The 13927-nt window shown below is 45.7% G+C and carries 13 protein-coding genes; 7 read left to right on the top strand and 6 right to left on the bottom strand.

Annotated features, from left to right (window positions below; translation table 11 throughout):
- Positions 1-14 precede the first annotated feature (14 nt).
- Positions 15-1214 carry a clostripain-related cysteine peptidase gene (locus tag MKX80_RS20620; protein WP_182069887.1) on the top strand — a complete coding sequence of 400 codons (1200 nt, stop codon included), beginning with the start codon at positions 15-17 and terminating at the stop codon, positions 1212-1214.
- A 50-nt stretch (positions 1215-1264) separates the two neighbouring features.
- On the opposite strand, the gene ywcE is transcribed toward MKX80_RS20620, so the two are convergent.
- Positions 1265-1525, bottom strand: a complete 261-nt coding sequence (ywcE, locus tag MKX80_RS20615) for a spore morphogenesis/germination protein YwcE (RefSeq protein WP_020453353.1) — start codon at positions 1523-1525, stop codon at positions 1265-1267.
- 420 nt (positions 1526-1945) lie between these two features.
- On the bottom strand, positions 1946-3301 hold the full coding sequence (locus MKX80_RS20610; RefSeq protein WP_268293743.1) for a YjiH family protein: 1356 nt from the start codon (positions 3299-3301) through the stop codon (positions 1946-1948).
- Positions 3302-3579: 278 nt separating this feature from the next.
- Between MKX80_RS20610 and MKX80_RS20605 the strand changes: the two genes are divergently transcribed.
- Both MKX80_RS20605 and MKX80_RS20600 read left to right on the top strand, forming a co-directional pair.
- Positions 3580-4764, top strand: coding sequence for an FtsW/RodA/SpoVE family cell cycle protein (locus MKX80_RS20605; protein WP_182069889.1), 1185 nt, complete (start codon positions 3580-3582; stop codon positions 4762-4764).
- A gap of 111 nt (positions 4765-4875) precedes the next feature.
- Positions 4876-6045: an FtsW/RodA/SpoVE family cell cycle protein gene (locus tag MKX80_RS20600; protein ID WP_234112384.1), complete on the top strand. Its 1170-nt coding sequence runs from the start codon at positions 4876-4878 to the stop codon at positions 6043-6045.
- A gap of 26 nt (positions 6046-6071) precedes the next feature.
- On the opposite strand, the gene MKX80_RS20595 is transcribed toward MKX80_RS20600, so the two are convergent.
- Positions 6072-7247, bottom strand: coding sequence for a M20 family metallopeptidase (locus MKX80_RS20595; protein ID WP_326086165.1), 1176 nt, complete (start codon positions 7245-7247; stop codon positions 6072-6074).
- Positions 7248-7391: 144 nt separating this feature from the next.
- Here MKX80_RS20595 and nfsA point away from each other — a divergent pair, with 144 nt between their 5' ends.
- Entirely contained in the window at positions 7392-8141 is a 750-nt protein-coding gene (nfsA, locus tag MKX80_RS20590) for an oxygen-insensitive NADPH nitroreductase (RefSeq protein WP_154998703.1), read from the top strand.
- Between the two features lie 28 nt (positions 8142-8169).
- Here nfsA and MKX80_RS20585 read toward each other — a convergent pair whose 3' ends face one another.
- Complete coding sequence (locus MKX80_RS20585) at positions 8170-8307, bottom strand: hypothetical protein (protein WP_182069893.1); 138 nt, start codon at positions 8305-8307, stop codon at positions 8170-8172.
- Positions 8308-8393: 86 nt separating this feature from the next.
- Here MKX80_RS20585 and MKX80_RS20580 point away from each other — a divergent pair, with 86 nt between their 5' ends.
- Positions 8394-9401, top strand: coding sequence for an LLM class flavin-dependent oxidoreductase (locus tag MKX80_RS20580; RefSeq protein ID WP_268342611.1), 1008 nt, complete (start codon positions 8394-8396; stop codon positions 9399-9401).
- Here the strand turns inward: MKX80_RS20580 and MKX80_RS20575 are convergent.
- Both MKX80_RS20575 and MKX80_RS20570 read right to left on the bottom strand, forming a co-directional pair.
- A complete protein-coding gene (locus tag MKX80_RS20575; RefSeq protein WP_154998707.1) occupies positions 9398-9646 on the bottom strand; it encodes a hypothetical protein in 249 nt (82 codons plus the stop codon). The genes MKX80_RS20580 and MKX80_RS20575 overlap by 4 nt on opposite strands.
- A gap of 123 nt (positions 9647-9769) precedes the next feature.
- Positions 9770-12190, bottom strand: a complete 2421-nt coding sequence (locus MKX80_RS20570; protein ID WP_339227528.1) for a S8 family serine peptidase — start codon at positions 12188-12190, stop codon at positions 9770-9772.
- A gap of 480 nt (positions 12191-12670) precedes the next feature.
- On the opposite strand from MKX80_RS20570, the gene MKX80_RS20565 reads away from it, so the two are divergent.
- Together MKX80_RS20565 and MKX80_RS20560 are read left to right on the top strand one after the other, a co-directional pair.
- Entirely contained in the window at positions 12671-12961 is a 291-nt protein-coding gene (locus tag MKX80_RS20565; RefSeq protein WP_154998711.1) for a hypothetical protein, read from the top strand.
- A 42-nt stretch (positions 12962-13003) separates the two neighbouring features.
- Entirely contained in the window at positions 13004-13834 is an 831-nt protein-coding gene (locus MKX80_RS20560; protein ID WP_154998713.1) for a PRD domain-containing protein, read from the top strand.
- The last annotated feature ends 93 nt before the right edge of the window (positions 13835-13927 follow it).

Raw genomic sequence — 13927 nt, 5'->3', positions numbered from 1 at the left:
AGGAGCATAAGACGATGAACTTGATCAAATGGATTGTTTTTTCCGTTATTTCAGTCGCCTTTTTTCAGCCGGCCTCAGCCGCTCTATTAAAAGAAAAGGATGACTATACCATTCTTGTATATATGATTGGATCTGACATGGAAAGCGATTTTCATATGGCAAGCGATGATATTCAGGAAATGATGGATGCCGGTTCATCTTCAAACGTCAATGTCGTTCTTCAGACAGGGGGAGCAAAAAAATGGGCAATCCCGTCGATCAGTCACAAGGTGAATCAGAGATGGAAAGTCGAACATCAGAAGCTGGTGTCCCTCGAAAATATCGGGAAGAAAAATATGGACAGTCCCAGCTCCGTCACAGATTTTATCACGTGGGGAGTCAAAACATACCCGGCTAAAAAATATGTATTGATCTTCTGGGGGCATGGGCTTGGCTCCGTTGACGGCTACGGGGGAGACGAAAACTTCGGCAATAAGAAAATGAAAGTAAGCGAGCTCCAGTCGGGAATCAAAAAAGCCTATGAACATACGAAGCAAAAGTTTGATTTAATAGGTTTTGACAACTGCAAAATGGCCGGGATTGAAACGGCATATGCCTTAAAGGATTATGGAAAGTACATGCTGGCTTCAGTCGACTATACGAATCAAAACGGCTGGGATTACAAAAGGGCGCTGCAGTCTGTACAAGAAGACCCTTCCATCGATCCGAAAGAACTTGGCAGGGAAATCGCCGCAGGCTACATACAGCAGTCAAAAGAAAACGGTGAAACAGAAGACCTGCAGCAGTCTTTCATTCAATTGAACCGCGTCAAAGCCGCTGTTGATGCCCTCGACAGATTGAGCATAAGCATGAATCGGGCATTGAAAGAGCCGGATGGAAAGCGCATGCTTCACTATGCACGTCTCGCTGCTGAAGATTATGCAGATGAATCGGATATGGTTGATTTGGCGGATTTGTCAAGCTTGATCGGTCAGCAGATCGGAGCTGAAAAAGAAGCAAAAGAGGTCGTAAAATCCGTCAAGAAGGCGGTCATCATGAACATCAAGTCTCCGGAGCACCCGAGAGGAAGCGGTATGTCCGTTTATTATCCGGCCAGAGACAACCAAAAGCGGTTTGCGGAAAAATCAAACATATACCACCTCCTTGACTTCAGCGGCCGGTATCAAACATTCATCAAAGATTACTCACATTCAACATTTAACTTTGATCGATAACTGTATCTTTTACAGCAAAAAAAGCGCCGGCGGAAAAACCGGCACTTTTTTTATCGGCTCATGTGCTTTCGAATCAATGGAAGTCCGTAAATGATGAAAGCGGCGACATGGGCGATGACAACGTTGAGAATAAAGAGTACGATCATGAGAGAGTGTCCTGTAGGAGAAAGGCTGCTGGTCATATAGAAAAAGAAGAATACCCACATTAAAATGATCGGCGGAATAGAAGAAATTGCGACCTTTTTGTTGTCCAGCCATAAAAATAAAGGAGTGGCGCTTGCAATCAGCAAGTAAGCGAAAAACATATCCATGCGTTTTCAGCCCCTTTCGATAATGATAGCGCTGTCAAAAAAAGCGGAATGAAACATCAATTGTGTCTAATTGGAGAATATTTTGTGAACATTCTGTTACATTTATTATACCACGTTCTTCGAAAAATGATACATACTGGAAAGCATTTTCCGCTCCAACTATCGGCTCAATTTTTACGTTGTTTCAGTAGGACATAAAGGGTGAAGGGGAGAAGAAGTGAATAGGGAACATGTGTGGAGGAGATTGATCATGCGAAAGTTAGCCAAGAACCGCGCGTTTCCTATACGGAGGCCGGCAGGCTTAGGGAAGCGAAGAAGCGGACAGGCGGATCGTACGATAAGGCCGCAGACCCCTTGGATCAACGATTTTTTCTAAACAAAAAAGGCCCTCGGCGTTGGCGCCGGGAGCCTTTTATTTGTCTAAAAAATAAAGTGGGCACACAGTACGATGACAGGCAGCGTAATAAGCGTCCGAACGAGAAAAATCAAGACGAGGTCAAGGAAAGTCACCGGGATTTTGGAACCGAGCAAAAGACCGCCGACTTCGGACATGTAGATTAATTGTGTAACCGATACACAGGCGATGATGAACCTGGTCATTTCGCTTTCAATCCCGCTTCCGAGCACAGACGGCAGGAACATGTCGGCAAACCCGACGACAAGCGTTTGTGAGGCCTCAGCGGCTTCAGGGACCTGCAGCAGTTCGAGAAGTGGGATGAACGGCAGTCCGAGCCATTTGAAAACCGGTGTATATTCAGCGACAATCAGTGCGGCTGTGCCGAGGGCCATGACGACGGGAGCGACGCCCATCCACATATCGAGCACGTTTTTGGCTCCGTCCTGCAAGAAATCTTTGACGCTTGTATTCTGTTTTGCTTTTGCGACAGCCTGGCTGAGTCCCCATTGAAACGGAGTGTATCCTTCGGGAATCTTCTCTTGATCATGATCCGCTTGATCTGTAATATAAGTATCAGCCTTTCTTGATAAAGGAGGAATCCGCGGGCTGATCACCGCAGCTGCGGCACCAGCCAGCAATATCGTCAAATAAAATGGAACGAACATATGAGCAAGGTTAACCTGTGAAATAATCACGAGGCAAAACGTGATGGAGACGACTGAGAAAGTCGTGCCGATGACGGCAGCCTCACGCTTCGTGTAGAACCCTTCTTCATACTGTTTGCTTGTCAGGAGCACGCCGATCGTGCCGTCGCCGAGCCATGAAGCCATACAATCGATCGATGACCTTCCCGGCAGCTTAAAGACTGGCCTCATCAGCTTTTTCATCAAAGCGCCGCACAGTTCGAGCAAGCCGAAGTTCAACAGAAACGGCAGAAACAGGCCTGCAAACAAAAAGACGGAGAAAAGAACGGGAAGCAGGCTGAATAATAATGTTCCGCCGGTACTCTTGGCATAAACCGCTTCAGGTCCGATCTTTAAGTACGCCATCACTGCGAAAATCATGCCGAACAGGCGGACGATATACCAAAATAAAGATACATTCAGCAGGTTATAGAAGAACTCGCTTTTTTTAATGAAAGCCGGATGAAAGGTTTTGGTGATAAAGGTTAAGATAAATGTTGCGGTTACGATGACCGTCATGATTAACGGCAATTGCTGCTGAAGCAGCTTCTGCAATGCATTCGAAAAAACAGCAATCGGAATCGTTAAATTTCCTTCAATTTTAACAGGAATCATAAACAGAATAATTCCGATAAGCGAAGGGACCAAAAATTTTATGAGATCAAGCCGTTTACGCTTTTGAAGTGCTTTATCCAAAATGAAAAACTCCTTATGAATTGGTGATTCTGTACCACTTCTGCCGGAGGCAAAAGTTTAATTTTATGCAACATTACTCATTTTAATACAAATTAATCAAAAATCAATGAATTTATCACATTCGACAATAGTTGGAAAAATCCTTTAAAATAGAATAGGAATTTGTTCGCAATAAAATCGAAACATTTTGTTCTTTTGTACGTCATATCATTTGTGAGGAAGCGGATGCGTCTTCCTGGATTATTTCATCGTGTCATATTATAAGGGCGGGATTTCGAATGAGTCAGAAAAAGAATATTACAAATCCCTTTTATCAGGGGGATTTGATTTTTGTCTATATTGTCTTTTTTATCATAAGCGTTGTGGCTGTGTATGCCGCTCAGCAGTTTAATCAATATAATGAACCTTTTGCGATGAAACAGTCCCTTTACTATTTACTGGGGGCCTTTATCATCATCGTGTTTCTTTATTTTGATTTGGAGCAGCTTGAAAAGCTCAGCTTTTATTTCTATCTGCTCGGCATTTTGATGCTGATCGTGTTAAAGTTCAGTCCGGCATATATCGGATCATACAGGTTTGCGCCGGTCATCAACGGTGCCAAAAGCTGGTTTATGCTTCCCGGGTTTACGCTGCAGCCCTCGGAATTTATGAAAATCGGGCTGATTATGTACCTGGCTTCCTTCATGTCGAAAAACGGGCCTGTCGGCAAGCGTACGTTGAAAGAAGACTGTATCTTTCTGCTGAAAATCGCCGGTATTATCATTGTTCCGTTCGGCTTGATTTTAGAACAGGATACGGGTACAGCCGGAATCGTCGCGTTTGTGATTCTTGTAATGGTATTCCTGTCGGGCGTGAACTGGAAATTGATTTCACTTATCTTCGGAACGGGTCTTGCAGCCGTTGTTTTGATTTTATATGTCATCATCAAATTTCCCGATGTTGCTGGAGCACTCGGGGTTGAACAATACCAAATCAACCGCGTCATGACCTGGGTCAATCCGAGCGAACAGAATGCCGACGATAAAATGCAGGTCGAAAGGGCGCAGCTGGCGATCGGTTCGGGAAAAGTATTCGGAAATGGTGTAAGCGATCTTCAAGTCTATGTTCCTGAAGCGCAAACAGATTTTATTTTTGCCGTCATCGGCGAGAGTTTCGGGTTTGTCGGATGCACTTTTGTTGTCATTATGTTTTTCTTCTTAATCTACCGGCTTGTCGTGCTCATCGACCGAATACATCCGTTCAGCAGGTTTGCCTCATTTTTCTGTGCAGGCTTTACCGCTTTAATTGTCATTCATACCTTTCAAAATATCGGTATGAATATCGGCATTATGCCCGTGACCGGCGTTCCTCTTCTTTTGGTCAGCTACGGAGGCAGTTCAGTCGTAGCAACCTTGATCGGCTTCGCGGTTGTCTACAATTCAAGCTGCCAGTTAACAAAGTATCAAAGCTATATGTTCAAATAACAGCCTGATGAATACAGGCTGTTATTTTATTCACCCTTTTTCACAATGTGAACGATTGTTCATGCTATAATGAAAGTTAGTGCTTTTGATGAAGAAATAAGGCGGGGTATAATGAGCCAGAAGAAAAATACGACAAGTCCCTATTATCAGGGAGATTTGATTTTTATATTAGCCATGTTCTTTTTGATCAGTGTGATCGCTGTTTACGCTGCAGAGCCGTCTTTTTCACCGAAGGGTTATCCGGCAAAGCAATTGTTCTTTTATCTGCTCGGCATGTCGGTGATCGTCGGCTTTCTCTATTTTGATCTGGAGCAGCTTGAAAAGTTAAGCATTTACATATATTTATTCGGTATCTTGTCATTGATCGTCTTAAAGTTCAGTCCACCGTCAATCGCCCCGGTTATCAAAGGAGCGAAAAGCTGGTTTCAATTTGGTACGATCACGCTGCAGCCGTCGGAATTTATGAAAATCGGCCTGATTATGATGCTGGCTTCGGTGATTTCTAAAGCAAGTCCGAAAGGCTCGCGCTCGATGCAGGAGGATGTTCGCCTGTTGCTGAAAATCGCAGGGGTATCGGTGGTTCCGGTCGGTTTGATTTTAATGCAGGACGCCGGTACGGCCGGTATTTGCATGTTCTTTGTCGCCGTTATGGTATTTTTATCAGGTGTAAACTGGAAGCTGATTTCCATAGTGGCTGGCTCAGGAATCACCCTCGTACTGCTCGTTCTGTTTTTGGTGATCAATTTTCCGGAGTTTTCAAAGGATACGCTGCATATCCAGCAATATCAGATCAACCGGGTGATGACATGGGTCGATTCGAGCCAGCAGGACGCGAACGATACGTATCAGACCGAAAAGGCCGTTACGGCGATCGGCTCTGGAGAAATCTTCGGGATGGGCATGAACAATTTGAAAGTATACGTTCCTGAAGGCCAAACCGATTTCATCTTTGCCGTCATCGGGGAAAGTTTCGGCTTTATTGGCTGTACAATTGTCGTCATCATGTTTTTCCTTTTCATTTACCGGCTTGTTGTGCTGATCGATAAAATACACCCGTACAACAAGTTTGCTTCGTTTTTCTGTGTTGGATATACGGCGTTGATTGTCATCCACACATTCCAAAATATCGGAATGAACGTCGGACTGATGCCGGTTACGGGCGTTCCCCTTCTGTTCATCAGCTACGGAGGGAGCTCTGTGTTGTCCGCTTTGATCGGCTATGCGATCGTTTATAACGCCAGCTGCCAGCTGACAAAATATAAAGGCTATATGTTTAAATAAAAAAAGACAGCCAAATCAGGCTGTCTTTAGTCTTGGTTTAAAAATGTTAGAGCCGCCGACACAAGAATTTTCGCCGCGTTCAGCATGCCTTTTTCATCGATGTCAAACATCGGGTGATGGTGCGGGTAAACGGCTCCAGTCTGCGGATTGCCCGCGCCGGTAAAAAAGAATGATCCAGGGACATGTTCAAGATAATAAGAGAAATCTTCGCCGATCATATTCGGTTCGAGTTCGATGACGGCTTCAGGGCCGACGATTCGTTTGGCACATTGGCGGACGATGTCCGTTTCTTTTTCATGGTTGACGACAGGCGGGTAGCCTTTTTCATAGTCGAGTGAAAACGAAGCGCCATTGCTGTCGCAGACGCCCTTGATGACGCGTTCCATCTCGGCGATGATCGTTTCCTGGACATGCTTTGAAAAGGTGCGGACCGTTCCTTCGATGACCGCTTCTTCAGCGATGACGTTAAATGCCTGACCTGAATGAAACGTTCCGATCGACAAGACGGCTGCTTCTGTCGGATCGATTCTGCGGCTGACGATTTGCTGGAGATGGTTGACGACTGAGGCTCCTGTTATTAAAGCGTCTGTCGTTAGGTGAGGCGCGCCTCCGTGTCCGCCCCGCCCGGATATCGTGACTTTAAATTTATCAGCGGCTGCCATCATCGGGCCTGATGTAACACCGACTTGACCGACGGGCATCGGAGCCCAGATGTGGGTCCCGAAAATGGCATCCACGCCTTCGAGACAGCCCGCTTCAATCATCGGCTTGGCGCCTCCTGGTGTGACCTCTTCACCGAATTGATGGATCAGCACGACATTTCCTTTCAAGTCTTTTTGATGCTTTACCAGGGCTTTTGCGGCTGTGAGGAGAGCCGACGTGTGGGCATCGTGTCCGCAAGCGTGCATGACGCCGGGGACAGTCGACCGGTACGGAACATTTTTTTGATCCTGTAATGGCAAAGCGTCGAAATCGGCTCTCAAGGCGACCGTCTTGCCGGGGCGGCCGCCTTTAATGTGACCGACGACCCCTTGGCCGCCGACATTCGTTCTCACGCCAATCCCGAGGTTTTCCAAGTAATTTGCAATGGTGCGCGGTGTATTGACCTCGCGATGGGAAAGCTCCGGATATTGGTGAAAATGTCTCCTGAGTTCGATCATTTCCGGATATAATGCATCTAATTCTTCAATTACGGACTTCACCGTCATCTCCCTTTCCGCTTCAAAAATAGTAAGACGATTCTTTCATTTTACCATATGAAATTGAATCCTTTTGCAGTCCGCCAAACCGTTTTGCTTTAGAGAAAAGCATATATTGGATATGATAAAGGTTGAGGAGGTAAAAGGATGAATAAAACGATTGAAACTATTTTAAATCACCGTTCGATCAGGTCTTTTACAGATCAGCTCCTGACCGAAGAAGAGGTTCGCCTGCTTGTGGAGAGCGCTCAAAGCGCATCGACGTCCAGCTATATTCAAGCTTATTCGATCATCGGTGTCACCGATCCGGAAAAGAAGCGGAAGCTTGCAGAATTGGCCGGGAATCAGCCATATGTTGAAAAAAACGGCCATCTGTTTGTATTTTGTGCAGACCTTTACCGGCATGACAAAATGGCCCGGGAAAAGGGTGTAGATATCACAGCTTCTCTTGAAGGGACGGAAACCTTTATGGTCAGCGTCATCGATGCAGCCCTTGCCGCTCAAAATATGTCAATAGCGGCCGAATCAATGGACCTCGGCATCTGCTATATCGGCGGGATTCGCAATAACTTGGACGAAGTCTCGAAGCTTCTTGAAACACCTGAATACGTTCTTCCGCTGTTCGGGCTTGTCGTCGGTCATCCGGCCAACCCGTCGGCCAAAAAACCGCGTCTGCCGCTTGATCACATTTATCATGAAAATGCCTATCAAGCGGACGATGCCGAGTTTGAAAAGCAATTGTCCGCATATGACGAAACGATTTCAAACTATTACCAAAAGCGGACAGACGGCAAACGGTCTGACAAATGGACAGACCAGATCACCGGCAGCCTCAAAAACCCGCCGCGTGCGTATATGAATGAATTCGTTAAAGGAAAAGGTTTGAACAAAAGGTAAGGAACCTCCCCTCCGACTCGGAGGGGACTTATCTTGTCAGCATGTATTGAAGGAAAAGATAAAACATCAGCCAAAAGGGAAGACTGAAAAGGATTCCGAATAAACAGCCTTTTGCAAAGCGTTCTTCTACGGCTGGCGGGTGCGTTTTTTGCTTCGTCTCATTCATCAGTACTGGGAGCTCCTTTAGTTTATCCATGATACTATTATTTCTTTTTGCGCAGGAAAAGTAAACGAAGATTTGGGGTGAAAAAGATGTTGTCATTAAGCATACTTGATCAGACTCCTGTTTCTGAAGGAAGCACACCTGAACTGGCTTTGCAACATACGGTGGAACTCGCGCAAGCGGCGGAGCGGCTCGGATACAAGAGATTTTGGGTTTCTGAGCACCATTTTTCAAGGAACTTGGCAGGATCAAGTCCGGAGGTTCTGATCGGTTATCTTGCGGCTAAAACAGAGAAGATCCGTATAGGATCCGGCGGCGTCATGCTTCCCCATTACAGCGCCTACAAGGTGGCAGAAAACTTCCGCGTCTTGGAAGGACTTGCGCCCGGCAGGATTGATCTCGGTGTCGGACGTGCTCCGGGAGGGATGCCGATCGCTTCCATGGCTCTTCAAAATGGAGCAAGACGGATGGCTGACCAATATCCCGAACAAATTCAGGATCTCGTCACATATTTATACGATCAAGCCGATGAACATCACCGCTTTCCCAACTTGACCGCATCGCCAAACGTCGCCACAGCGCCCGCTGTTTGGCTGCTCGGCTCCTCAGGGGAAAGCGCAAGGCTTGCCGCCCAAACAGGGGCATCCTATACATTCGCCCAATTTATTAACGGTGAAGGCGGAGAAGAGGCGGCCAGACTTTACAAAGAGAGGTTCGAATCTTCTATACTGGGGGAACAGCCAAACGTGATCGTTGCTGTATTTGTGATTTGCGCTGAAACAGAAGAGAAAGCGGAGAACCTTGCCAAAAGCTTGGATTTCTCTTTATTGGCCAATGAACAGGGGATGGTGACCGAAGGCTTTCCATCATTGAAAACGGCCCTGTCATATCAATATTCTCCTTATGAAAGAAAGAGAGTGGAAGACAATCGAAAACGGATGGTTATCGGGACGCCGCAGCAAGTGAAGGAACAGCTGCTTGAACTGGCCGGCGCTTACGGAACGGATGAAATCATGGCGGTGACGATCACTCACGATTTTCAAGACAGGCTGGATTCATACCGGCTGCTGGCCAAAGCGTTTCATCAGTCAAATTAGCGTTTTTGCTGAAAAAAATCGAGAAAATGGCGGATCGGGAAAAGAATAAACAGAATGCATATGTATAAAGCGGTAAACAGCCAGCTGAGCGGAACGAGGATGATGGTATCGACGGTTTGCTCTGCAGCTTTTTGAAATGGCTTGGGCTCGCGCTTCTGCAGGTTGACGGCGAAGTACAAAATCGTGAAAAATATAAAGCAGACAATAATGAAGGATAAGCCGAATAATACGATAAAAGAAAGCATATATACGAGGTCCTCCGTTTGCTTTTTTCACGTTTTGAAGAGAAGGGGGAGCTTCTCCTGAACGCATTATCCGTATTTTAACATAAAAAAGCCTTGTTGAGTGGTTCTCAACAAGGCTTGTCATTATTCGACGATAAAAGGGTCTTCCGTCAAGACATAGCTTGATTTTCCTTTGGCGGATGCATAGGCAAGCATATAGTATTTTCCGGATTTAAGGGATGCGGCATCATTGATTTTGCCGTTCCATTGATAAGATTGATAGCCTTTGCCCTGGTTTTTGTAAACGCCGGCCTGTCCGAGAAGGTTCAGGTTTTCATCATAGACGAGAAATGCGAGCTCTTCAGCGCCGCCCGGCAGGTAGGCTTCGATCGTGTAAGCGCCCTGTTTTGCCCCCGGTTCAACCGTCACGGATGTGACGCGCGGGTAGTCGGGCTCTTTGACGATCAATAGGAGCGGGATTTCGGCGACTTTTCTTCCTCCTTCACGGACGTAAACCGTGCCTTCATATGTGCCTGCTTTCGTTTTGGCGGAATTGACGGTTACTTTTGCCGTTGCTTTACCTGTTTGATTGGCCGGTACCACGACTCGTTCCGTTCCTGATACCGTGATGCCCGCTCCTTTAAAGGAGTACTCGAGCTGATAGGCTTTTCTGTATGAAGAAAGGTTTTCAATCGCGAACGCTTGTTTTTTCGTTTGTTTTCCTTTGTCTTTCAGGAATGTTCCGTATGAATGGCTGCCCGGCGTTACAATCGATGAGGCTTTAAGGGCCTCCATGATACGGATGCTGCCCGCTCCTTGCGTATTGTGAGGGAGAGGCTTTCCGTTTTCATCCGTCAGTTTTTCCGCCGTATTCATCAGCACGCCTTTGATTTGCTCAGGCGTCCAATCCGGTTTGGCCTGCTTTAAAATGGCTGCCGTTCCCGCGACATGTGGGGAAGCCATGCTTGTCCCCTGCTTTGAACCGTAACCGTGAGGGTTTTTCGGATCGTGGGTCGGAATGGTGCTGACGATGTTGACGCCTGGCGCTGAAACGTCAGGTTTAATCATCCATGTATCCATGACAGGACCGCGGGACGAGAAGGAGGCAATCGTTTCCCCCAGCTTTTTGTCCAATTTGAAAGAAAAAACAGCGGAGCGTTTCCCTTCTTTGATCTGTTGAACAAGCTTTTCGCCCTCTTCTTTTGACAATTTGACAGTCGGTACGGCCATCCCCATGACGTTGGCCTCGATTTCCCCTGTTACATTATTGTAAATCACCGCTCCGACAGCGCCGGCGTTTTTGGCATTTTCGGCCTTATCCACAAATGGAATGACGCCTCTCTGGATAACCGCGACCTTTCCTTTCACATCTTTTCCTGTGAAATCGTCAGCTTGTCCGATGCCGGCTTCAACGAGCTCCACCTCTTGACCGTTCAATGCTTCAAGATCTTTTTCCTCTTGGTATCCCATCACTTTTGCTGACGAATACGAAGGAAGCGTCACAAAATATTCATTATACGGAAGCTGTGAGGCGCCGACGGAAATCGCATCCCTTGAAGTCCCCGGCGAGCCGACTGTCCAGTTTTCCGGACCGCTGTTCCCGTTTGATGTAACGGCGACAACCCCTTCGGCCATCGCCCAGTCCAGTGCGATGCTTGTTGCATAATCAGGGCTGTTCAGCGAATTTCCCAGTGAGAGGTTCATCACTTTTGCTCCGTCCGCAACGGCTTTTTCAATGCCGGCAATCACGTTCTCGGTTGTTCCTGAGCCGCCGGGGCCGAGCACACGGTAAGCAAGAAGTGTTGCTTCAGGCGCCACGCCTTTAATCTGTCCGTTTGCGGCGATGGTCCCCGCAACATGAGTGCCGTGATCAGTCGCTCCCCCGCGCGGGTCGCCTGTCGGTGTTTCCTGTGGATCATAATCATTATCAACAAAGTCATACCCCTTATATGGACCGAAATTTTTCTTTAAGTCAGGATGTGTGTAATCAACGCCCGTATCAATAACGGCTACTTTTATGCCTTTACCGGTATAGCCCGATTTCCATGCCTGATCCGCTCCGATGTACGGTGCACTTTTATCCATCTGTGGATAAATAGCATCTGCTGCAAGTGTCACGTCTTTTCCTTTTATGCTGTCAGGTTTGTAAGCTGCGTTTGGATAAACTGCTTTAACTTCCTTGACGGCGAGCAGCTTCGGAATTTCACTGGCCGGCAGTTTCATTGAAAAGCCCGAAAATACACGGTCGTATTCGCGGTTTACTTTCGCTTTTTTGAGTGTTTTCAACGCTTTGTTTTTCGCTTTGCTTCGAGCGGTTTTTAAAGAAGCTTTCGTTTGTTTTTCCCCATCCGCTTTTGCTTCGGCAAGCGACTTTTCTTTCAGCTCCACAATAACCGTCGTCTGTTTATCAGACGTCACATCAATATCACCGTAGATTTCAGCTTTCTCAAGCTCAGGCGATTTCTTATCAGGAATGGATGTTGCCTGCACTCCGGTGAGGAATGTGGATAACGCAAATAATAGAATAAAAGCCATAACAAAATAGCGCACGATACTTTTTCTCAATCTGTTTTCCCCCTTATGGATAAATGGTTTCTTTGTAATCCTTAGAGTTGCGAACTTTTAAAATATTCTCTCAGTTTCAAAAAAATCCTTCTATATATAGAAATAATTTTCAAAGATTCAATGTATTGGAGTGAACTTTTTAGATTTATTCACAATTTACTGTGTATAAGTGAATAAACCTGTGTATAGATATTGTAGGGAATGTACGTTCTTATACTAAATATTGAATAAATATGTGGATATGTGGATATTCCCTGTGGGTAATATGTGTTTATCCTTAGGATAAGCTGTGAGTAAGTTGAATTCATGGTTTGTTTCCGCTGAATCATGCGATTCCAGCAGTTTTCAACAAAACTTCTAAAAACTAGAATCATTTTGCACACACATTGTGACAAACATTTTCATTTTGCTGGGATAAGATAGAGCAAGAAAGTTTAATAGAGTTGCTAGTTTTATCAAAACGAAACTGGAGGGATCGGTATGAAAGGTTTGATATCATTTTTAAAGTTATGGACGGCGGTGCTGCTGAATGCGGTGATGCCTGTCAGAGAGAATCAGATGAAGGTGATGGCGTTCGCCGGCGGTACATATCAGGCTGCCGATGCTTATCAGGCAGGCGGCTTTTCGGAAAAAAGAGAAGAGCAAACAGAGCGGATGTCGGGCTGTAAGAGAGTGAAGCCCGGCAGTTTTACGACAGAACCTAACCGGGCTGTTTGCAAAAAAGCAGTGAAGAGGGTAAGAGCCGGACCAACTCTTTACACGGGAACTTAAACAAGGTAAAATCCCACTCATAACGGGAAGTGGGTGACAGCTTTGAAAATCTATAAAGTATTGAACAACAATGCAGCAATCATAAAGGAGGATGGTCAAGAAAAAATAGTCATGGGGCCTGGTATCGCTTTTCAAAAAGGCAAAAATGATACCATTCCAAGAAACAAGGTAGAAAAAATTTTTACCATTCATGAAGAAAATGAAAAGTTTAAACAAATCCTCGAAACACTTCCGGAAGAACATATTGAAGCTGCTGAAGAGATCATCAGCTATGCGGAAGGGCAGCTGTCCGCACCGTTGAGCGATCATATCCACATCGCCCTTGTGGATCATTTGTCATTTGCGATCGAGCGAATCCGCAAAGGATTCGTCATTCAAAATAAATTATTAAATGAAATCAAAGCGCTTTATAAAAAAGAATATGAGATCGGACTCTGGGCAATCGATTTGGTCAAAGAAAAATTGAAAGTCGAATTGCCTGATGATGAAGCGGGTTATATTGCGCTGCATATTCATACCGCCAAAATGGATGCGGAAAACATGCAGAAGACTCTTAAATACACGAACATCATCAAAGAATTGATAGAAAAAATCGAATGCTGTTTCAATCAGAAGATTGACGAAAACAGCATCTCATATCAGCGTCTTGTCACGCATCTCAGGTATGCCATCAACCGGCTGGAATCAAATGAAGCGTTTCATGTCATGGACGATGACATGCTTTATTTCATCCGGCAAAAGTATCCTGAAAGCTACCGGTGTGCGGCAGGGCTGGCGGATTACGTAAAAACTGAATATGATCTTCATCTTCCGGAATCAGAAGTCGGATATATTACGCTGCATGTCCAGCGTTTAAATGATTCCTATAGGTAATACCGCCTGATAACGCGCGATCAGGCTTTTTTTAGGTCGATTTTCACAGAAAATAAAAAAGTTGTTGACGAAAGCGTTATCACATAATAAAAT

This window comes from Bacillus sp. FSL K6-0972, from assembly GCF_037976035.1.
GTDB lineage: Bacteria > Bacillota > Bacilli > Bacillales > Bacillaceae > Bacillus > Bacillus haynesii.
Note: the sequence above shows the minus strand (reverse complement) of the source record. Positions and strands in the feature narration are given on the sequence as shown.